Genomic DNA, 18,768 nt, shown 5'->3' with positions numbered 1-18,768 from the left:
GGTTTCCACAACCGCACGTTTCCGATCCAAGCGCGTCCTACAACCGGCGGGGGCGGGGGCCCGCGCCATCGAGCGCGGGCCCCGGCCACGTCCGGATACCGAGACGAAGACGGCGCCGGTAGCCGATCCCGAGACGGTGACGGTCGCCGTCCGGAGACGGCGACCGTCGGTCATACGGGGACGGGGCCTGTGCCAGGAACGGTCAGCTCGCCGCGTAGTTCCGCAGGAACAGCGCCTCGGCGACCGACAGCCGCTCCAGCTCGTCCGGCGAGACGCTCTCGTTCACCGCGTGGATCTGCGCCTCCGGCTCGCTCAGGCCGATGAGCAGGATCTCCGTCTCCGGGTACAGCGAGGCCAGCGTGTTGCACAGCGGGATCGAGCCGCCCATGCCCGCCGACTGCATCTCCTGGCCCGGGTAGGCGATCGCCATGGCCTCGGCCATCGACGCGTACGCGGGGCTGGTGGTGTCGGCGCGGAACGCCTGGCCCTGGCCGATGCGTTCGGTGCTCACCCGCGCGCCCCACGGCGTGTGCGCCTCGATGTGCGCCTCCAGCAGCTTCGTCGCCTCGACCGCGTCGACGCCCGGCGGCACCCGCAGGCTGATCAGGGCGCGGGCGCCCGCCTGCACCGACGGCGTGGCGCCGACGACCGGCGGACAGTCGATCCCGAGCACCGTGACGGCCGGACGCGCCCACACCCGGTCGGCGACCGTGCCGGAACCGATGAGCTCCACCCCGTCGAGCACCTTGGCGTCCTCACGGAACGCCTGCTCCTCGTACTGGAGGCCGTCCCACGCGGCCTCGCCCGCCAGGCCGTCCACGGTCGTCGAACCGTCCTTGGCCCGCAGCGAGTCCAGGACGCGGATCAGCGCGGCCAGCGCGTCGGGCGCGGCACCGCCGAACTGTCCGGAGTGCAGGTTCCCTTCGAGGGTGTCCACCTGCACCCGTACGAGGGTCATCCCGCGCAGGGTCGCGGTGACCGTCGGCAGACCCGCGCGGAAGTTGCCCGCGTCGCCGATGACGATGGTGTCGGCGGTCAGCAGCTCGGGGTGCGCCTCGGCGTACCGTTCGAGACCGCCGGTGCCCTGCTCCTCCGAGCCCTCGACGATGACCTTGACGTGCACCGGGACGCCGCCGTTCGCCTTCAGGGCGCGCAGCGCGAGCAGATGCATCACGACACCGCCCTTGCAGTCGGCGCTGCCACGTCCGTACCAACGGCCATCGCGCTCCACCAACTCGAACGGCGGAGTCGTCCAGGCCGCTTCGTCCAGCGGCGGCTGCACGTCGTAGTGCGCGTACAGCAGGACCGTCTTCGCGCCCTCGGGGCCCGGCAGGAAGCCGTACACGGACTGCGTGCCGTCGGGGGTGTCGAGCAGGGCCACGTCCTCGAAGCCCTCGGAGCGCAGCGCGTCCGCGATCCAGTTCGCGGCGCCCTCGCTCTCGCTCCGCGGATACTGGTCGAAGTCCGCCACCGACTTGAAAGCCACCAGCTCGGTGAGTTCCGCCTTCGCCCGGGGCATGAGCGAGGCGACGGTCTCGGCGACCGGATTCGACGACATGGGCACGCTCCTTGTAGGTGCGACGTTGTACTTCTGTGTACAGATGATCGAGTGATGCGGACTGGTGTACAGGACGCATCCGTTGCAGATCCTCCCACAGCGGCCTGCGGCGACGCCCGCCGTAGGATGCGGGGGACAGGTGCGGCAGACGGCTGGACTGGGAGCAGTAGACCAACGTGAGCAGCGAGAACCCTTCGGCGGACGACGAGCGACGTGTGGCGGACGACGAACAGCAGGTGTGGGACGTCGTGGTCGTCGGCGCGGGGCCGGCGGGCGCATCGGCCGCGTACGCGGCAGCGGTCGCGGGACGCAGCGTCCTGCTGCTGGAGAAAGCCGAACTGCCCCGCTACAAGACATGCGGCGGCGGCATCATCGGCCCCTCCCGCGACGCGCTGCCCCCGGGCTTCGAACTTCCGTTCAGGGACCGGGTGAACGCGGTCACCTTCTCGATGGACGGGAGGTTCGCCCGCACGCGCCGGTCCCGGCACATGCTGTTCGGGCTGATCAACCGCCCGGAGTTCGACCAGCAGCTCGTCGAGTTCGCGCAGAAGGCGGGCGCCGAACTGCGTACGGGCGCCACGGTCTCGCGCGTCGAGCAGCACGGTTCGGCGGTACCGGACCGGCGCACCGTCGCCGTGGTCCTCCAGGGCGGCGAGACCGTCCTCGCGCGGGCCGTGGTCGGCGCCGACGGCAGCGCCAGCCGCATAGGAGCGCATGTCGGCGTGAAGCTCGACCAGGTCGATCTCGGTCTGGAAGCCGAGATCCCGGTGCCGGAGACGGTCGCCGAGGACTGGCGCGGCCGTGTCCTCATCGACTGGGGCCCCATGCCCGGCAGTTACGGATGGGTCTTCCCCAAGGGTGACACCCTCACCGTCGGCGTGATCTCCGCGCGCGGCGAAGGCGCCGCCACCAAGCGGTACTTGGAGGACTTCATCGCCCGGCTCGGCCTCGCCGGCTTCGAACCGTCCATCTCCTCGGGCCACTTGACGCGCTGCCGCGCCGACGACTCGCCGCTGTCGCGCGGCCGGGTCCTCGTCTGCGGCGACGCGGCGGGACTGCTCGAACCCTGGACCCGTGAGGGCATCTCCTTCGCGCTGCGCTCCGGTCGGCTCGCTGGCGAGTGGGCGGTGCGGATCGCCGAGGCGCACGACGCGGTCGACGCCCGGCGGCAGGCACTGAACTACGCCTTCGCGATCAAGGCGGGGCTCGGCGTCGAGATGAGCGTCGGCAAGCGTCTGCTCGCGGCCTTCGAACGGCGCCCCGGCATGTTCCACGCCGGCCTCACCGGCCTGCGCCCGGTGTGGAAGGCGTTCGCCGGGATCACCCGCGGTTCCACCACGCTCGCGGAGATCATCCGGAACCACCCGGCGGTCGGGCGTGCCCTGACCGCCCTCGACCGCCGTCCCCAGCCGGTGGAGGGGGCGGAGGACTGAGGCGGAGCACCACCGGCCCGGAGGGCGTCGCCGGCGTCAGCTCTCGACCGTGATCCGGAAGACCGGGTGGTCGGGAGCGATGCGCCGCAGTTCCTCGTCGGACGAGTCGGGGCCGACGCCGCCGAAGAACACGCCGACCTCGGCCTTCCAGCGCTTGAGGTAGGCACGCAGCAGCGGCACCTTGTCGTCGTCGGTCACCTCCACGGCGGTGAAGGCGTCGACCTTCTTGCCGAGGCGCAGCTCGCCCCCGCCGGCCGCCCGCATGTTGTGCGTCCACTGGACATGGCCGCGGGGCGCGACGAGGTACTGCTCCCCGTCCACGGTGAGCAGGTTGACCGGCGTCGTCCGCCACTCGCCGCTCTTGCGGCCGCGGACGGCCAGCACCCGGGAGCCCCAGACACTGAGACCGCGCCTGGTCATCCAGGCGACGGCGCGGTTGAAGACGTTGACGGTGAACCAGCCGGGCTTCTGGACGTGAGTGGACACGGTTACCTCTCGGGATGCGTGAGACGCGTGAGCTGGGCGGGATGTCTGGTGCGTAAGGCGTGTGTGGTGCCTGCGCTGCTGGGTGCTGCTGGTGCGCTGCTGGGTGCAGCTGGTGGTGCCGGTGCCGCTAGTGGTGCGCGCGAGACCTTGGGTGTGCGGTCCCGCGAAGCTTGCCGTGAGAGCGGCGATCTCTTTCGTGAGCACTGCTCTCGCTCGAGAAGAGTCTGCACCGGATCGGTGATCCAAAGCAAGAGCGGTGCTCTCGTTTGTGTGCACTGCTCTGAAAGCGTGGGACACTGCACCGTATGACTACCGCGCGAGGGGCACGTGCCCGAGCCAGGATCGAGGTCACGGCGGCCATCAAGGACGAGGCGCGCAGACAGCTCGCCGCGGAAGGCGCGGCCAAGCTGTCGCTCCGGGCCGTGGCCCGGGAACTGGGGATGGTCTCCTCCGCTCTCTACCGTTACTTCCCCAGCCGAGACGACCTGCTGACCGCGCTCATCATCGACGCCTACGACTCCCTCGGCGAGGCGGCCGAGGCGGCGCACGCCGGAGTGGCCGCCGCCGGCCCCCGGGAGCGCTGGATCACCGTGTGCACGGCGTCGCGCCGCTGGGCCCTTGACCGTCCGCACGAATACGCGCTCATCTACGGCTCTCCCGTCCCCGGGTACGTCGCGCCGCAGGAGACCGTTCCGGCCGCCTCCCGGGTCGCCCTGCTCCTGATCGGCATCGTCCGGGACGCCTACCGAGGCAAGGGGGTGGCCCGTACGCCGTTGCCCGGCGGGCTGAGGACCGAGGCGCGGCGGATGGCCGCCGATCTCGCCCCCGATCTGCCGCCCGAGGTGGTGGTGACGCTGGTGGCCTCGTGGGCGCAGCTCCACGGGCTGATCGGGTTCGAGCTGTTCGGCCAGTTCAACCGGGTCGTGGAGGATCGCGGGGCCTTCTTCCTGCACGCCGTGGGACGCCTCGCGCACGAGGTGGGGCTGGTCTATCCGGAGCCGGGCGAGAGCGCCACCGGACCCGCCACCTGACCCACCACCGGTCCCGCTCCCGAACCCGCCACCGGTACGGCTCCCGAACCCGCCACCGGTACGGCTCCCGAACCCGCTGCCGGTACGGCTCCCGAACCCGCTGCCGGTACGGCTCCCGAACCCGCTGCCGGTCCCGCCACCGGGCCCTCCTCGGAGTAGATCGTCACGGACAGGCGCAGACAGGCACGGACAGGCGCAGACCGGCGCAGACAGGCACGGACAGGCGCCGACCGGCTCCGACCGTGGCGTACTCCCTGGGGAGTACGAGTGATCACCTCGCCCGGCGGACGCCGTCGCGGCGGGTGGCCGTCTAGCGTGACGGCCATGGAAGAGCAGCACACACCCGCGGCGCCGGCGTGGGGCGGCCCATCGCGGTGGCGGCCGGGGCCGCCCGGGTGGGACCGCTGGAACGACGCGGGGCAGGCGCGCTGGCCGTGGCGTTCCACGCTGCTGCTGACCGTCTTCGTGTTCGTCGGCTCCGGCTTCGCGGCCCACGCCCAGCACGGCGACCGGCTCGCTCTGGACCCCTTCTCCCGGGCGCTGCTCCTGGTGGGCTCCGCCCTGCTGCTCTGGCGGCAGCGCTACCCCGTGTTCGTCGTGTTCGGCACGTCCGCGGTGGCCCTGGCCTATGTGGCCGGGGGCTATCCGTACGGACCGGTTTTCCTCCCCGTGGCGGTGGCCTGTTTCAGCGCCGTGCTCGCCGGGCACCGCAGGGCGGCCTGGACGGCGGTCGGACTGCTCTGGGCGGGGCATCTCCTGCTCGCCCACTGGCTGTACCGCCGGCTGCCCCCGGCCGGCGACCACTCTCCGTCCTGGGCGCAGGAGATCGCCATCGCCGCCTGGGTCGTGGCGGTCGTGGCGCTGTCGGAGCTGGTGCGCGCACGCCGTGAGCAGTGGAGCCGGGAAAGGGCCGAACGCGCACAGGCGGCCAGGCGCCGCGCCGACGAGGAACGGCTGCGGATCGCCCGTGAACTGCACGACGTACTGGCGCACAGCATCTCGGTGATCAACGTCCAGGCGGGTGTCGGGCTCGCGCTCCTCGACTCCGACCCCGAACAGGCGCGTACGGCGCTGACCACCATCAAGGCGGCCAGCAAGGAGGCGCTCGGCGAGGTCCGGCAGGTCCTCGACACGCTGCGGGCACCTGGGGAGGCGCCCCGCGCGCCCGCTCCCGGGCTCGACCGGCTCCCCGAACTGGTCGAGCAGGCCGCGAGCGCCGGTCTCACGGTCGAGATCGAGGGCGAGGCCCCGGCCACGGCCCCCGGCACGGACCTCGCCGCGTTCCGCATCGTCCAGGAGGCGCTCACCAATGTCGTACGGCATTCGGGCTCGCGCCGGGCACGGGTGCGGTTCGCGTACGAACACGGCGTACTGCGGCTGCGGATCGACGACGACGGTCCTGCCACCGGCGCCGACGCGGGCGGAAGCGGCAACGGGCTCGCCGGGATGCGCGAGCGGGCGGCCGCGCTGGGTGGCACGATCGAGGCCGGTCCGCGCGAGGACGGAGGGTTCCGGGTGCTCGCCGTACTGCCGTGGAAGGCCAAGGGGGACAACCGGTGATCCGCGTACTGCTCGCCGACGACCAGTCATTGGTCAGGGCGGGTTTCAAGGCGCTGCTCGACGCGCAGCCGGACATCGAGGTGGCGGGGGAGGCCGCAGACGGCGAGGGCGCGGTGCGTTCGGTGCGTGAACTGCGCCCGGACGTCGTCCTGATGGACATCCGGATGCCCGTGCTGGACGGACTCGCCGCCACGCGCCGTATCACCGGCGACGCGGAACTCGGGGCCGTGAAGGTGGTCATGCTGACCACGTTCGAGCTCGACGAGTACGTCTTCGAGGCCATCCGCTCAGGTGCCTCGGGCTTCCTGGTCAAGGACACCGAGCCCGATGAACTGCTGCGCGCGGTACGGGCGGTGGTCGCGGGCGACGCCCTGCTGTCGCCCGGGGTGACGCGTCGGCTGATCTCCGAGTTCGCGGCCCGTTCCAAGGTGCCCGAGTCGGCCGCGTCCCTCGGTGAACTCACCGAGCGGGAAAGGGAGGTGATGGCGCTCGTCGGCATCGGGCTCTCGAACGACGAGATCGCCCGCCGTCTGGTCGTCAGCCCGCTCACGGCCAAGACGCATGTGAGCCGGACGATGGTGAAGCTCGGGGCCCGCGACCGTGCCCAACTGGTCGTGCTCGCCTATGAGTCGGGCCTGGTGCGGCCCGGCTGGCTGGGCTGAGGCACGGAGGGCGCCTGGCGGAAGCGGTACAGGACGGTGGCGACGCGGAGCGCGAAGAGGGCCGTGGCCGAGGTGGCCCCGGCGGTGACGAGCGCGTGCACCACGGCGGCGGGCAGGTCGAGGACGAGAGCGGGGCCGGTGACGACCCCGAAGGCTACCGCCGCGACGAACGCCGCGCTGGCCAGGGCGTATCCGATCTCGACGGTGACGGCGTCCCGCCGTGCCTGGGAGTGGAGCGGGTGCGCGTCCATCCTGCCGCGGCAACTGTCGCTGTTTTCACCGTTGTTGTTCATGGTCCGAGTCAACAGCCGCGCGCCCGGAGGGGCAAGAACCTCCGCCGGGAGCGCGCGTCGTGAAGGTCCGAGGGCGCACGCGGCGCCGATGGGCACCATGGTCGTCTTTGCTACGGTGCGGGCATGGCGGCGGAGAATGCCGAGCGAGGGCTCGTGGACCAGTGGCGCGACATCCTGACGGTGCATGCCCGCACCCTCTGCGAGCTCGACCGCGAGCTGCATCCCCATGGCCTGGGAGCCAGTGACTTCGAGGTGCTCGACCTGCTCGCGTCGGGTACCGCGGCGGACGGCGGCCCCAGCTTCCGCGTCCAGGAGATCTCCGAGCGGGTCCACCTCAGTCAGAGTGCCCTGTCCCGGCTGATCGGACGCCTGGAGAAGGACGGTCTCGTGACGCGCGGGATGTGCGCCGAGGACCGGCGGGGTGTGCGTGTCTGCGTGACCCCCGAGGGGCGCGAACTGCACGACGAGGTACTGCCGTTGCAGCGCGCGGTCCTGGCCCGGATGCTGCCGGGCGGCCCGAGGACGTCCGGGGACTGACCGGGCTCTCCGGTCGGGCCCGCCGGCCGTCCCGGAGTCCCCGTGGCCGGACGAGCTCCTCAGCTCCAGGTGATCGCGGACTTCTCCCGCCACAGGGTCGCGAGCGAGGCGTCGCCCGACACGTCGGGGAACGGCGCGCGGTTCCACAGGGCCAGGTACAGCCCCTCGGCGGATCCCGTCAACTCGCAGTCCACGGAATCGGTTTCACTCGTGTCCGCGTGCGCTTGCCCACCGCGACCGCTCGACGGCGGCGCGGACGACAGCCGTACGGTCCACACCGCGTCCGGGCTGTCCGTGGCGCGCACGCGCAGGACCCGGGGTGCCTCGGTGCGGACCCTGCTGCTGTCGCGTCCGTGGAATCCGAGCAGCAGCTCGTCGATCCCGTCGGCCGCGAAGTCCGGCGCGACGGTGGTGGGTTGGCCACCGAGCGCCGACTCGGCGTCGACCCGGTGCACGGTGGTCTCGTGCGCCTGCCTGCGTGCCCAGAAGGCGAGCGGCGAAGGCGCCGGCAGAAAGCTCCAGCACCGCACGTCCGGCGAGGCCTCCGCCAGTGTGTCCACGAGGCGCCGGTGTCCGTCGCGGAACCAGGTCAGCAGAGCGTCGTGGTCCAGATCCGGCAGGCCGCCGTCGGGGTGGTACGAGGTGTGGCCCTCGGCGACGAACGCCCTGGCCCAACGGTGGACCATGCCCGTGTGCCGGACCAGATCCCTCACCTGCCAGCCCGCGCAGGTCGCGACCTCGGCGTCCACGCCCGCCTTCTCGGCGGCCGAGGCCAGTGAACGGCCCTCCTGGTCCAGCGTTTCCACGAATTCCCGAATCTCCATGCCACCGAGTCTGCCCGATGGCCCGTCAGCCCAGGGCGGCGCGTCGCGTCGCGCATCCGATCAGGGCGGCCACGGCGGCCAGGGCGGCGACGCTGGTGAGTGCCGTCGGCAGGGAGTACCAGTCGGCCATGAACCCGATCGCGGGCGGGCCGAGGAGCAGGCCCACCATCGGCCGGCTCGTCCACTACACCCTCAGTCAGCACGACGCCGACGACATCAGCCGGCGTCGCGGCGAATCCTCGCAGACCGGCAACCATGCCGCGGCCGGCGATGTCTGCCCCGCGATGATCGTCCGCATCTTCGGCGACACGCCGGAATCGGCCGTCAACCTCCAGGTGTTCCTCGACGGCAACGACTCCCACTGGGCGACCTCGCGGACGCTCGGTGAAGGCCCGTTCCACTGGGCGTGGCCGGAGCGTGTCTGATGGCGCGCCATGACCCCACCGAGCTGGCGAAGGCCGCGTACGCCGCGTACGGCGGCGCCACCGGCGGCAAGAACTACCGCGGCCTGCCCATGCCCTGCTGGGAGGACCTGACCCCGGCCATCCAGACCGCGTGGGAGGTCGCCGCCGAGGCCATCGCCCGCAAGGTCCTCAACATCAGCGCACCCGGCCGCGGTGCGCTGCCGAAGCGGGGAGTGTCCGGATGATCAAGGGCATCGACGTCTCCGCGTACCAGACGCGGGACTCCGACACGGCAGGCCTCGACTTCATCATCACGAAGATCACCGAGGGGCTGTCGTACACCAACCCGCTGTGGGTGGACCAGCGCCAAAACGCGAAGGCCAGAGGCCTGGTGTGGGGGGCGTACCACTACCCGCACATGGCCAACGACCCCATCGCCGAGGCCGATCACTTCCTGGCACAGGTCGCCTGGCAGCCCGGGGACATCATCGTCCTGGACTGGGAGGGCTACGACGCGGCCAACAAGACCGTGCCGCGCGCTCGGCAGTTGGCGTACCGGGACGCCTGGCTGAAGTACGTCAAGGGCAACATGCCGCAGCACCGGGTCGGCATGTACTGCAACACCGACTACTGGAAGAACGTCGACACCACGTCAAACTGCGGCGATTTCCTCTGGATCGCGACTGCGGGCCGCCCGGCGGGCGACCCCGGCATCGACTACGCGTGGACGTTCCACCAGCACAGCACGGCCGGAATCATCGATCACGACGTCGCCAACTTCCCTACCCGGGCCGCGCTCGCCGCCTGGGCCCGCGGTCTCATCGAGGAGGACCCCATGGCGGGGATGACCGGCAAGGACCTGACCAAGGGCGTCTGGCAGACGGACGACGTACTGCCGGCCGGGTCGACCGAGAAGAACAAGACCAACAAGTTCTGGACCGCTCAGACGTACCTGACGGGCACCTTCGAGAACACGGCCAAGATCCTGGTGCTGTCGGCGGGGATGTCGGCGGCGATCACGAAGCTCGCCGGCCTCGTCGGGTCCGGCGTCGACACCGCGGCGGTCGTGACCGCCGTCGAGGGCGCCATCGCCGAAGCGGTCGTCCACGTCTCGGTGGACGTGTCCGGCCCGGCGAAGGAGGGATGAGCCGTGACGTTGCCCCGTTACGCCAAGGCCATCGTCGCCGCGGTGGTTGCCGGATCCGGTTCGCTGGCCACCGCCCTGAACGACGGGACCGTCACCGCGACCGAAGGCGCCACCGTGGTCCTGTCCGTGCTCGGCGCGCTCGGCATCACGTGGGCCGTACCGAACCGGCAGGCGCCCCCGCCCTCCAGCGGCCCCTCGACGGAGGCCTGACCCTGCCCGATGCGCGCGCCCTGGAGGTGGCATGGACGCCGCCATGGTCACGGCCGTAGCCGCGCTGATCGCGGGACCCGTGGCGGCGGCGGCCGCGGCCTACGGGCAGCGAGGCGCGAACCGGGCGGCCCGGGAGGGCTCAGCGATGACCGGCTACGACAACCTGGCCCAGCGCCTGATCGCCGAGCGGGACAAGGCGGAGCTCGACGAGCGGACCGCGGAGGCCCGCGCCACGGCGGCGGAGGCGAGAGTCGGCGGGCTCGAGGCGGAGATCGCGCGCCTGCGCCTGCTGGTGACCTCACTCTGAGGCACGCCGTGACCCGGACCGAGCTCGTGTTGTACCGCGGCCGGTACCTGCTCTGGGTCACGGCCGCCCTCCTCGTGCTCTGCGGAGGCGTCGCCCTGTCGCTCCTGCTCATCCACCGCGAGGCCGACGCCCGGCAGCAGGTCGCCCAGGAGGCCGATCTGCGGGGCACCGCGGTGAGCACACGCGCCGGCGACGTACGGGCGCTGCGCGAGCAGGTGAAGGCGGCCGGGAAGACGCCGGTCGCGCCGGATCCGACGCGCGCCGTCGATAACCTGCCCGCCCGGACCGAGGTACCTGTCCCGATTCCGGGGCCGGCAGGCAAAGACGGTTCCGCCGGCAGCCCGGGACCGTCCGGGGCGCCTGGTCCGACGGGCGCGAGCGGGCAGGCGGGGGCGAACGGTCCGTCCGGAGCCACCGGGCCCACGGGCCCTCCTGGGGCCGCCGGACCTGCGGGCCCGCAAGGACCGGCCGGGCCCGCAGGCGCAGACGGCAAGGACGGGACCGACGGGACCGACGGAGCGGACGGCCGCGACGGACAAACGTGCCCGGACGGCTACAGCCTCCAGGCGCCCTCGTACGATCCGGACGCCCTGGTCTGCCGCCGGGACGGAGCACCCGACCCGACTCCGTCGAGCAGCACGCCGCTCGCGATCGCGCTCGGCCCCCAGCGCCGCCAGTACGCCTGACCTACGACGAGCCCCCGCCGCCTTCGGGCGGCGGGGGCCTTCTCGCATGTCCGGACGCGCGTCGTAGGCTCCGCAGCGTGATTGACACCGTTGTACTCGACGTCGGCGAGACCATCACCCGGGACGACAGGTACTGGGCATCGTGGGCCGACTGGCTCGGCATCCCCCACCACACCCTGTCCGCGCTCGTCGGCGCCGTCGTGGCCCAGGGCCACGACAACGCCGAGGCGCTCCGCCTGATCCGCCCGGGCCTCGACGTGGGCGCCGAGTACCGTGCGCGTGCCGCCGCCGGCCGCGGCGAGGAACTCGACGAGACGGATCTCTACGACGACGTCAGACCGACGCTCACAGCGCTCCGTGACAGCGGAGTGCGGGTCGTCGTCGCGGGCAACCAGTCCGTCACCGCGGGGCAGCTGTTGCGCGCACTCGAACTCCCTGCCGACGTGATCGCCACCTCGGAGGAGTGGGGTGTCGCCAAGCCGCAGCCGGAGTTCTTCGAGCGGGTCCTTGAGGTCGCGCAGGCCCCCGGGTACCGGACCTTGTACGTGGGCGATCACCCGGCCAACGACATCTACCCGGCCAAGGCGGCCGGGCTGAAGACGGCGCACCTGCGGCGGGGGCCGCTCGGCTATCTGTGGGGCACCGATCCGCACGTGGCTGCGGCTGCCGACTGGCGCATCGACAGCCTCGCCGAGCTGATCGGCATTGTGGCGCGCTGATTGCAACAAATCGGCCCCACCGGTCAAGGTGGGGCCGTTTGCGTACACAAGACGGTTCTGTCTCAGTACTGTTCGGAGTGGATGCCCGAACTGGAGCCAGTATGCCCGCATTTACTGACGGGGCGGTAGGCAAGCGGATCGCCTACTACCGCAGCGTCGTACGCCCCAAGTTGACCCAGCAGGAACTCGCCGACGCGGCCTGCGTCGCTCTGGGCACGATCCGCAAGATCGAGCGCGGAGAGCGCGGCGTCACGGACGCGACACTCGAAGCCGTCGCCGATGCCCTGGGCATCGACCCCGGACGCCTGCGCAGCGATCGCGGCCCGGCCAACTCCCAGGCGCGGGATGCACTGCCGGCCCTCTCTGCGGCCATCGCCGCGTACGACGTTCCCGAGGACGGGCCCGTACGCCCCGTCGAGGAGCTGCGGACCGAGGTGAGCGAGGCCGCGCAATGGCGGCTTGCAGCGCAGTACACGCGGATCGCCCGACGGCTCCCGGACCTGCTCGCTGAACTCGCCCGCGCCTACCACGGCGCCCAGGGTAGCGAGAGGCGAGAGCTGGCCTCCCTCCTGGTGAGCGCATACCGCTCCGCGGACGCAGCCGCCTACAAGCTGGGCGCCCACGACCTGTCGGCCCGCATGGTCGACCTCATGCGGTGGGCCAGCCCCGAGGCCGCCGACCCGCTGCTGACCGCGAGCGTCGCCTACGTCCGTACCGAGACGTTCTTCGCCGCCCACGCCCATACTGCGGGCCTGCGCGCCCTCGAACTCGCCCTCGATGCCGCCCCGGCGCCGACGGCACCGGCCGGTTTCGCGGCACGCGGCGCACTGCACATGCGGGCCGCAGTCATCGCGGGACGGGCCCGCAACGCGGACAGCGCGCAGACGCATCTGCGTGAGGCAGGCCTCTTGGCCGAACACGTGAAGGAGGACATCTACTACGGCACCGCGTTCGGGCCCGACTCTGTACGGATCCACGAGGTGTCCGTGGCCGTGAGTCTCGGCGGCGACCGCGTCGGCCAGGCCCTCGACGTCGCCCGCGAGTGGAAGCCGCCCGCGGCAATTCCCGCCGAGCGGCGCTCCGGGTTCTGCATCGAACTCGGCCGCGCGCAGCTGTGGTCGGGCCTGGCCGACGACGCCTTCGAGTCGCTCAAGGTGGCGCGGCGTATCGCCCCGCAGCACACCCGCGACCACCCCTGGGTCCGGGAGGACACGGCCACGCTGCGGCGCCTGAAGCGCGCCGATTCCGAGACGCTGACGGCCTTCGCCGAGTGGTGCGCCGCGACCTGACGCCTCGTACTACCCCTGAGTGGGGTACTTGTGACGCCCGCTCAGCCACACCATCTGTTGCATGCGCAGGAGCCAGCAGATGGGTATTGGAGTGCACGACGCACTCCCGGTCGCGCCGACGGTCGTCGGTAGCGACGTGAGCATCGCCCGCCTGCACGGTGAGGCCTGCTTCTACTGCGGGGCCGTCCACAAGCGCCTGCGCCCAGCAGGCCACGTCGTCGTCGAAGGCCGCTCCCGTGTGTGGCCGATCCGGACGTGCGGCTGCGTCATCACTGCGGTGGCGGTGTGACCGCCACCGCGCCCGTACGACAAGCCCCGGCGGCCGCGCGAACGGCCCCGGGGGGGCGGACAACGCTCGAAGCTGAGAGGGAGCGTCGACATGACCGAGAGTAGAGCGTCTGGAGGCGGACGAGAAGCCTCCACGAAGTGGATGCTCAGCGTCAGCCTTACCGGGGTCGCCCCGTGAACGCCGAGACCGCACAAGCTGCCTGCCCCGTCGACGTAGTGACGATGCGGCAGACGATCGCCCTGCTGCTCCCGGTCTCCCAAGACCCGCCTGCCGTGACGACGCTGACCCTGGCGTTGCGCGGGCACATGACCCTGCTGGTCCCCGAGGTCGAGCAGCTTGCCGGCCGCCTGCACCGGGACGACGTCCCCCGGTACTGCGCGCTGGCGTGCGTCGGCGAGGCCAGGGGCAAGCTCCGCGCCCAGGCCGGAATGGGGACCGGCGCCGATGTGGCGTACGCGCGGAAACTCGCGCGCTCCCTGGCAGCACTGTGCGACCACTACGAGACCCTGTCGGGCCAGGTGATGTGCGTCGCCTGCGGCCGGCCGATCCGCCGCCTGGACGACGCCGTGCCCCTGGATCAGGTCAGCAACTCCGGGGGCGCGATCACCGCCCGTGTGCACGCTGACTGCGCCGACGCGCCCCGCCCCCGCCGCTAGTTCGGCCGCCCGCCCCGGCACACGGGGTCCTATGGCGGCCGTTTCGGGTCAGGGCCGCGCACCTCATACCTCTGCCGGCCCGGCGCTTCGGAAGACCCGGTCAGGCAGGGCTGCCCGTCCCGTCGTGGTCTCCGGAAGAGCCCGGCGGGACGGGTCTACTAGCGCACGTCCCGGCTGCTGCCGATGGCCTGTCCGTTGATGGCCCGCGGTGGATCGGGGCCGCATCCTCTTCACAGCTTGGAGGCCAACATGCCTTCTCCACATCCCGTTTCACCGAACACGGTCCTCGCGAACGCGCTCAGCGCTGCCGAGGATGTCCTTGCGCCGCGGATCCGCGCCGCTGAACCGTCACGGATCGCGTTCGTCGTCGGTACGCAGATCAACGGGGTCCCGCACCTGGGAACCTCGCTCGTCCAGAGCCTCTCGTTCGCTGCGGCCGCGCGTGTACGGGACCGCTTCGGTATCCCGGTTGAAGTCACCTTCGGCGCTCTCGACAATGCCCCTCACGAGGTTGTCGTGGATCCGGCGTCGGGTCACCGCTACCAGCGCGCGTACGCCCACGCCCTCGGTCAGGACGCCCTGGCCGCGCAGGTCGAGACCCTCTATCGCCCGTTGTTCGACTGCCTGTCCGAGCAGCTGGGGATCCCTTACACGGTGCAGATGTACTCCAAGCAACAGCAGACCGAGCACTTCCGGAGGACCTGGTTAAGGGCACACGGGCGCATCGAAGCCGCCCGCTGGTGGCTCGACCCCGCGCACGGTGTGCCGCACGTCAGGGTTCCCTGCCCGGAACAGGGCTGCGGCTGGGCCGAGAAGTACGCCCAGCGGACCGAGGTCCTCATGGGCCAGGACCACGCCGTGGTGCACGCCATGTGCCTGCACCACGGCCCCTACGAGGTCCGGATCGATGCGTCCGGCGCCGGCTATCTGGACCTCGCGACGCTGTACCGAAACCTCGTCAAGGAGCTCGCCGCGGCCGCCGACCTGGACCGGCTGTCCGTCATGGTCAAGGGCGGCGACTGGGTATTCGGCTCGACACTTGTCGACAACGCCCTGACTGCGATCGGGCTTGTCGGGGCGCAGCTCCCCACGCGGTTGTTCTGCCCGCAGGTCGTCACGGATACCGGTGCCAAGCTGAGCAAGAGCCTTATCCGCGAGGGTCGTGCATCGTTGCCCGAGGGGTCCGCCCCGTGGATGCTCGACACCAGGATGTGGCCGGGCTCGCTGTCTGAGTACGTCGACCGTCTTCTCGACATGGCCGAGGTGCTTCTGGCAGACCCGCGTCACTTCTTCCGTTCCTACTCAGCCGGTGAGCTCGGTCGCCTGATGACCGCATCCACGAGGAGTGTTCCCGCACCATGACAGAGATGACCACCCGCAGGCACGGCCTGAACCTCTATCGGAGGTACTTCGAGCTGGTCGTGGCCGGGCGGAAGACGATCGAGGTCAGAGTTCGATACCCGCATCTCGCTGATATGGCAGCTGGGGACCTGATTCGGTTTCGGATCAAGGGTACGGAGGAGACGTGTGACGTGCGGGTCCTGCGGGTCGCCGCGTACAGCGACTTCGAGGCGCTCCTCGATGGCGAGGGGCCGGCCAACGTGAACCCGACGAGCTCGCGCGAGCAGCAACTCGCGAACATCCGGGCGATCTACCCACCCGAGAAGGAGGCGCTCGGTGCCCTCGCCATCGAGATGGCGCTGATCGGCGACGCAGCGTCGGCCAGTTGACCGACCACGTCTGATGATGGCTCCGGCGTTCCCTGCCGGAACGACGGAGCTGTTCAGTCAACGAGGACCGTCACGGACTCGTCCAGGGCCGCCGCGATCCTGAGGAGATCCCCGTATCGGGGGTCGCTGGTGCCGGTCTCGATGCGCTGGAGGGTGCGGCGGTCGATGCCGGTGGCCTCGGCGAAGGCCTCCTGGGTGTAGTTCGCCGCGAGGCGCAGGCGGCGGACGCGATCGCCTAAGTCGCGACGCCTGTCGATGATCCACTGAGGCTGTTCGCGGGGCACTAGACAACGTTGGACATCCCATGATCACATGTCAGCGTCAGGCCTGTCGCTTTTTATGATCAGGAGCATCCGATCGTGATGCGGCACCCGAAAGCCCCCGGCCCGTCGGCGTCCCGGAAGACGCTGGCGGGCCGGGTCTGCGCCGCAGATCGTGCCAGGAAAATTCCCCGTGCATATGCCGCCACAGTGCTTCCCTTCGGCGCCGGGAGCCGGGAAGCTGTTGTACGTACCAATGAGCCCCGCCGGGCGAGGGGAACGGAAGCCTCAGACCCAGCGGGGCTCTTCTGTGCCCATCCGCTGGTCAGGGCCTTGGTGCCGGGTGTGCGAGGTGGGCAACCGCGTGAGTCGCTTGTTAGTGCAGGACTATCGTTGATACCCCCGTACGCGGCCCCGAAGAGCAGCAGCACCAGTCCGAGGACGGGCACCGAGTGGGTGTGCGGGGGCAGGATCACGCTCAGTGACATCAGCACCGCGCAGGCCACGGTCACCGGGTGACTGCCGAACCGCCGGCAGAGCCGTCCCGTCAGCATCATGGTGATGACGGCTCCGGCGGAGACGCCGAGAAGGGCGAGGCCGAGGGCGCCGGAGGAGGCACCGGTCTGGTGCTTGATGGCGGGGATGCGCACGACCCAGCCGGCGAAGACGAAGCCGTCGAGGGCGAAGAAGGTGGTGAGGACGAGGCGGAGGCGGGTGAGGGAGCGGTCCGGCACAACGCTGTGCGGAACGGTTTTGTTTACCAGTGGCACAAACTCACGTTAGACGGCTCCCACGTTCGGGGCAAGAAGGCGGAGAGCCCGGATCCGAGGGGCGTGGGCGCGCGCGAATGCCCTGGTGGGGCCGGGTGAGGCCCACGCGAACAAGGGGCGACAGGGAACCCCATGACGCGGGATTCCCTGTCGCCCCCGGCCGGTCACCGTCCGCCGTCCCGGCTGCCCGGGCGGCGAACGGTGTACGGATACGGCTGCGTGTCGCTGCGGCTGTCGGCTCAGACCGCCGGTGCCGGGAAGGTGGGGTACTCCACCCCGGAGACGTGCTGGACGACCCGGATGACCTGGCAGGAGTAGCCGAACTCGTTGTCGTACCAGAGGTAGAGGATCGCGTTGTCCTCCTCGACCTTGGTGGCGCCGGCGTCGACGATCGAGGCGTGGCGGGAGCCGATGAAGTCGCTGGACACCGCGTCGGGGGCGCTGATGAAGTCGATCTGGCGCTTGAGCGGCGAGGTCAGCGAGACGTTGCGGAGGTAGTCGAGGACTTCCTCGCGGGTGGTCGCGCGGCCGAGGCGCAGGCTGAGGATCGCGATCGAGACGTCCGGCACCGGGACGCGGATCGAGCTGCCGGTGATGGGGGCCTTCAGGTCGGGCAGCGCCTTGGCGACCGCGGAGGCGGCACCCGTCTCGGTGATGACCATGTTGAGCGGCGCGGAGCGGCCACGGCGGTCGGAGCTGTGGTAGTTGTCCAGCAGGTTCTGGTCGTTCGTGAACGAGTGGACGGTCTCCACGTGGCCGCGCAGAACGCCGTACTCCTCCGCCATCGCCTTGAGCGGCGGGACGATCGCGTTGGTGGTGCAGGAGGCGCAGGACAGGATCTGCTCGTCCGGCTTGATCGTGTCGTGGTTGACGCCGTGGACGATGTTGGGGACGTCGCCCTTGCCCGGCGCCGTGAGCACGACCTTGTCGATCCCGGGGCGCAGGTGCTTCGAGAGGCCCTCGCGGTCACGCCACTTGCCGGTGTTGTCGACGAGGATGGCGTCCTTGATCCCGTACGCCGTGTAGTCGATCTCGGACGGATCGTTGGCGTAGATGACCTTGATCTCGTTGCCATTGGCGACGATCGTGCTGTTCGCCTCGTCGACCGTGATCGTGCCCTGGAACTGGCCGTGGATGGAGTCGCGGCGCAGCAGCGAGGCGCGCTTGACGATGTCCTGGTCGCCGCCCTGGCGTACGACGATGGCGCGCAGCCGAAGGCCGTTGCCGGAGCCGGTCTTCTCGATGAGCAGCCGGGCGATCAGACGGCCGATGCGGCCGAACCCGTAGAGGACGACGTCACGCCCCTCGCGGCGCTCGATCTTGTTCTCGCCGGTGGCGCCGGAGACGGCCTCGGCGGTGAACTCCGCGACGGACAGACCGCGGTCGTCGGCCGCGTAGGTCGCGGCGAGCATGCCGATGTCGATCTGGGACGGGCCGAGGTCGAGCGTGGTGAGCGCCTGGAGGAACGGAAGCGTGTCCGTGACCGAGAGCTCCTCGCCGGCGATCTGCCGGGCGAATCGGTGGGTCTTGAGGATGCTCACCACCGACTTGTTCACGAGGGAGCGGCTGTGCAGGAGGACGGTGACGTCCTGTTCCCGGTGCAGCCTCCCGATGATGGGGATCATCGACTCCGCGATCTCTTCGCGGGTCTTCCAGTTGGTGAACGCGTCGTCGTTGACAGTCACAGAATCCATCTTTCGAGCTAGGTGGCGCTCATATGGTAACCGGACCCTGATTCTCGTCGTTCATGCGGTGTCCACTTACGGGGCGGGCGGGAGTTTCGCGGCGCTGGACGGCGGGCGGCGGGGCGGTATGGCGGGCTCGGCAGTGCGGGCGGGCCCAGGGTGGGTGGGCGTGCCCACGGCGGGTGGGCCCGTCTGCGTGGGTGCGGGCGAGCGGGGGGGGCGGTCCTTGATG

At 70.8% G+C, this 18,768-nt stretch carries 23 protein-coding genes and 2 pseudogenes; 17 read left to right on the top strand and 8 right to left on the bottom strand.

The genetic code is table 11. The features are described from left to right. Positions 1-202: 202 nt before the first annotated feature. Positions 203-1,558 (bottom strand): M20/M25/M40 family metallo-hydrolase, encoded by a 1,356-nt coding sequence (locus ACZ4AA_RS09545; protein ID WP_467598125.1) that lies wholly within the window; start codon positions 1,556-1,558, stop codon positions 203-205. 176 nt (positions 1,559-1,734) lie between these two features. On the opposite strand from ACZ4AA_RS09545, the gene ACZ4AA_RS09540 reads away from it, so the two are divergent. Next, positions 1,735-2,991, top strand: a complete 1,257-nt coding sequence (locus ACZ4AA_RS09540) for a geranylgeranyl reductase family protein (protein WP_467598122.1) — start codon at positions 1,735-1,737, stop codon at positions 2,989-2,991. A gap of 36 nt (positions 2,992-3,027) precedes the next feature. On the opposite strand, the gene ACZ4AA_RS09535 is transcribed toward ACZ4AA_RS09540, so the two are convergent. After that, the gene (locus tag ACZ4AA_RS09535) at positions 3,028-3,477 is read right to left on the bottom strand and encodes a nitroreductase family deazaflavin-dependent oxidoreductase (RefSeq protein ID WP_467598118.1); all 450 of its coding nucleotides are present in this window, start codon (positions 3,475-3,477) and stop codon (positions 3,028-3,030) included. A 305-nt stretch (positions 3,478-3,782) separates the two neighbouring features. On the opposite strand from ACZ4AA_RS09535, the gene ACZ4AA_RS09530 reads away from it, so the two are divergent. The 3 genes from ACZ4AA_RS09530 to ACZ4AA_RS09520 all read left to right on the top strand — a co-directional run bounded on the left by ACZ4AA_RS09530 (position 3,783) and on the right by ACZ4AA_RS09520 (position 6,730). Continuing rightward, entirely contained in the window at positions 3,783-4,508 is a 726-nt protein-coding gene (locus ACZ4AA_RS09530; RefSeq protein ID WP_467598114.1) for a TetR/AcrR family transcriptional regulator, read from the top strand. A 324-nt stretch (positions 4,509-4,832) separates the two neighbouring features. Continuing rightward, a complete protein-coding gene (locus tag ACZ4AA_RS09525) occupies positions 4,833-6,068 on the top strand; it encodes a histidine kinase (protein WP_467598111.1) in 1,236 nt (411 codons plus the stop codon). Continuing rightward, positions 6,065-6,730, top strand: coding sequence for a response regulator transcription factor (locus ACZ4AA_RS09520; protein ID WP_467598107.1), 666 nt, complete (start codon positions 6,065-6,067; stop codon positions 6,728-6,730). Before ACZ4AA_RS09525 ends, ACZ4AA_RS09520 begins: the two co-directional genes overlap by 4 nt. Here ACZ4AA_RS09520 and ACZ4AA_RS09515 read toward each other — a convergent pair. Beyond that, a complete protein-coding gene (locus ACZ4AA_RS09515; protein ID WP_467598104.1) occupies positions 6,691-7,023 on the bottom strand; it encodes a DUF6332 family protein in 333 nt (110 codons plus the stop codon). The two genes, ACZ4AA_RS09520 and ACZ4AA_RS09515, sit on opposite strands and share 40 nt — an antisense overlap. A 123-nt stretch (positions 7,024-7,146) precedes the next feature. Here ACZ4AA_RS09515 and ACZ4AA_RS09510 point away from each other — a divergent pair, with 123 nt between their 5' ends. Next, positions 7,147-7,560, top strand: a complete 414-nt coding sequence (locus ACZ4AA_RS09510) for a MarR family winged helix-turn-helix transcriptional regulator (RefSeq protein ID WP_467598101.1) — start codon at positions 7,147-7,149, stop codon at positions 7,558-7,560. A 59-nt stretch (positions 7,561-7,619) separates the two neighbouring features. Here the strand turns inward: ACZ4AA_RS09510 and ACZ4AA_RS09505 are convergent, their stop codons facing one another. Both ACZ4AA_RS09505 and ACZ4AA_RS09500 read right to left on the bottom strand, forming a co-directional pair. Beyond that, positions 7,620-8,384 (bottom strand): maleylpyruvate isomerase family mycothiol-dependent enzyme, encoded by a 765-nt coding sequence (locus tag ACZ4AA_RS09505; protein ID WP_467598098.1) that lies wholly within the window; start codon positions 8,382-8,384, stop codon positions 7,620-7,622. Positions 8,385-8,409: 25 nt separating this feature from the next. Beyond that, positions 8,410-8,547: pseudogene (locus tag ACZ4AA_RS09500) on the bottom strand (MFS transporter); the annotation flags it as partial. Here ACZ4AA_RS09500 and ACZ4AA_RS09495 point away from each other — a divergent pair. The 12 genes from ACZ4AA_RS09495 to ACZ4AA_RS09440 all read left to right on the top strand — a co-directional run bounded on the left by ACZ4AA_RS09495 (position 8,513) and on the right by ACZ4AA_RS09440 (position 15,821). Continuing rightward, complete coding sequence (locus tag ACZ4AA_RS09495; protein ID WP_467598095.1) at positions 8,513-8,809, top strand: hypothetical protein; 297 nt, start codon at positions 8,513-8,515, stop codon at positions 8,807-8,809. The pseudogene ACZ4AA_RS09500 and the gene ACZ4AA_RS09495 overlap by 35 nt on opposite strands. Then, positions 8,809-9,033, top strand: a complete 225-nt coding sequence (locus tag ACZ4AA_RS09490) for a hypothetical protein (protein ID WP_467598092.1) — start codon at positions 8,809-8,811, stop codon at positions 9,031-9,033. Before ACZ4AA_RS09495 ends, ACZ4AA_RS09490 begins: the two co-directional genes overlap by 1 nt. Next, positions 9,030-9,935 carry a glycoside hydrolase family 25 protein gene (locus ACZ4AA_RS09485; protein WP_467598089.1) on the top strand — a complete coding sequence of 302 codons (906 nt, stop codon included), beginning with the start codon at positions 9,030-9,032 and terminating at the stop codon, positions 9,933-9,935. The genes ACZ4AA_RS09490 and ACZ4AA_RS09485 overlap by 4 nt, the downstream gene beginning before the upstream one ends. A 3-nt stretch (positions 9,936-9,938) precedes the next feature. Continuing rightward, positions 9,939-10,145: a hypothetical protein gene (locus ACZ4AA_RS09480; RefSeq protein WP_467598085.1), complete on the top strand. Its 207-nt coding sequence runs from the start codon at positions 9,939-9,941 to the stop codon at positions 10,143-10,145. Between the two features lie 31 nt (positions 10,146-10,176). Next, positions 10,177-10,452 (top strand): hypothetical protein, encoded by a 276-nt coding sequence (locus ACZ4AA_RS09475; RefSeq protein ID WP_467598082.1) that lies wholly within the window; start codon positions 10,177-10,179, stop codon positions 10,450-10,452. Positions 10,453-10,460: 8 nt separating this feature from the next. Further along, entirely contained in the window at positions 10,461-11,138 is a 678-nt protein-coding gene (locus tag ACZ4AA_RS09470; RefSeq protein WP_467598079.1) for a collagen-like domain-containing protein, read from the top strand. Between the two features lie 77 nt (positions 11,139-11,215). Continuing rightward, positions 11,216-11,857: an HAD family hydrolase gene (locus ACZ4AA_RS09465; RefSeq protein ID WP_467598076.1), complete on the top strand. Its 642-nt coding sequence runs from the start codon at positions 11,216-11,218 to the stop codon at positions 11,855-11,857. A gap of 101 nt (positions 11,858-11,958) precedes the next feature. Next, positions 11,959-13,146, top strand: a complete 1,188-nt coding sequence (locus tag ACZ4AA_RS09460) for a helix-turn-helix domain-containing protein (RefSeq protein ID WP_467598073.1) — start codon at positions 11,959-11,961, stop codon at positions 13,144-13,146. A gap of 79 nt (positions 13,147-13,225) precedes the next feature. Continuing rightward, complete coding sequence (locus tag ACZ4AA_RS09455) at positions 13,226-13,435, top strand: hypothetical protein (protein ID WP_467598070.1); 210 nt, start codon at positions 13,226-13,228, stop codon at positions 13,433-13,435. A 173-nt stretch (positions 13,436-13,608) separates the two neighbouring features. Then, a complete protein-coding gene (locus ACZ4AA_RS09450) occupies positions 13,609-14,091 on the top strand; it encodes a DUF6415 family natural product biosynthesis protein (RefSeq protein ID WP_467598067.1) in 483 nt (160 codons plus the stop codon). Between the two features lie 249 nt (positions 14,092-14,340). Next, on the top strand, positions 14,341-15,453 hold the full coding sequence (locus ACZ4AA_RS09445) for a hypothetical protein (protein WP_467598939.1): 1,113 nt from the start codon (positions 14,341-14,343) through the stop codon (positions 15,451-15,453). Beyond that, positions 15,450-15,821, top strand: a complete 372-nt coding sequence (locus ACZ4AA_RS09440) for an ASCH domain-containing protein (protein ID WP_467598065.1) — start codon at positions 15,450-15,452, stop codon at positions 15,819-15,821. Before ACZ4AA_RS09445 ends, ACZ4AA_RS09440 begins: the two co-directional genes overlap by 4 nt. A 53-nt stretch (positions 15,822-15,874) precedes the next feature. On the opposite strand, the gene ACZ4AA_RS09435 is transcribed toward ACZ4AA_RS09440, so the two are convergent. The 3 genes and pseudogenes from ACZ4AA_RS09435 to ACZ4AA_RS09425 form a co-directional block, all read right to left on the bottom strand. Then, on the bottom strand, positions 15,875-16,105 hold the full coding sequence (locus ACZ4AA_RS09435) for a helix-turn-helix transcriptional regulator (protein ID WP_467598062.1): 231 nt from the start codon (positions 16,103-16,105) through the stop codon (positions 15,875-15,877). Between the two features lie 368 nt (positions 16,106-16,473). Then, positions 16,474-16,815, bottom strand: a pseudogene (locus tag ACZ4AA_RS09430) (MFS transporter); the annotation flags it as partial. 275 nt (positions 16,816-17,090) lie between these two features. Beyond that, positions 17,091-18,536, bottom strand: coding sequence for a glyceraldehyde-3-phosphate dehydrogenase (locus ACZ4AA_RS09425; protein WP_467598059.1), 1,446 nt, complete (start codon positions 18,534-18,536; stop codon positions 17,091-17,093). Between the last annotated feature and the right edge of the window lie 232 nt (positions 18,537-18,768).

The sequence above is a fragment of the Streptomyces sp. NPDC024698 genome (assembly GCF_055559015.1).
Note: the sequence above shows the minus strand (reverse complement) of the source record. Positions and strands in the feature narration are given on the sequence as shown.

Bases quoted from the DNA above. Each gene is read 5' to 3' on its own strand.
- ACZ4AA_RS09525 (WP_467598111.1), top strand. From the start codon at position 4,833: ATGGAAGAGCAGCACACACCCGCGGCGCCGGCGTGGGGCGGCCCATCG.
- ACZ4AA_RS09530 (WP_467598114.1), top strand. From the start codon at position 3,783: ATGACTACCGCGCGAGGGGCACGTGCCCGAGCCAGGATCGAGGTCACG.
- ACZ4AA_RS09510 (WP_467598101.1), top strand. From the start codon at position 7,147: ATGGCGGCGGAGAATGCCGAGCGAGGGCTCGTGGACCAGTGGCGCGAC.
- ACZ4AA_RS09475 (WP_467598082.1), top strand. From the start codon at position 10,177: ATGGACGCCGCCATGGTCACGGCCGTAGCCGCGCTGATCGCGGGACCC.
- ACZ4AA_RS09515 (WP_467598104.1), bottom strand. From the start codon at position 7,023: ATGAACAACAACGGTGAAAACAGCGACAGTTGCCGCGGCAGGATGGAC.
- ACZ4AA_RS09545 (WP_467598125.1), bottom strand. From the start codon at position 1,558: ATGTCGTCGAATCCGGTCGCCGAGACCGTCGCCTCGCTCATGCCCCGG.
- ACZ4AA_RS09445 (WP_467598939.1), top strand. From the start codon at position 14,341: ATGCCTTCTCCACATCCCGTTTCACCGAACACGGTCCTCGCGAACGCG.
- ACZ4AA_RS09495 (WP_467598095.1), top strand. From the start codon at position 8,513: ATGAACCCGATCGCGGGCGGGCCGAGGAGCAGGCCCACCATCGGCCGG.
- ACZ4AA_RS09490 (WP_467598092.1), top strand. From the start codon at position 8,809: ATGGCGCGCCATGACCCCACCGAGCTGGCGAAGGCCGCGTACGCCGCG.
- ACZ4AA_RS09485 (WP_467598089.1), top strand. From the start codon at position 9,030: ATGATCAAGGGCATCGACGTCTCCGCGTACCAGACGCGGGACTCCGAC.
- ACZ4AA_RS09505 (WP_467598098.1), bottom strand. From the start codon at position 8,384: ATGGAGATTCGGGAATTCGTGGAAACGCTGGACCAGGAGGGCCGTTCA.
- ACZ4AA_RS09440 (WP_467598065.1), top strand. From the start codon at position 15,450: ATGACAGAGATGACCACCCGCAGGCACGGCCTGAACCTCTATCGGAGG.
- ACZ4AA_RS09460 (WP_467598073.1), top strand. From the start codon at position 11,959: ATGCCCGCATTTACTGACGGGGCGGTAGGCAAGCGGATCGCCTACTAC.
- ACZ4AA_RS09455 (WP_467598070.1), top strand. From the start codon at position 13,226: ATGGGTATTGGAGTGCACGACGCACTCCCGGTCGCGCCGACGGTCGTC.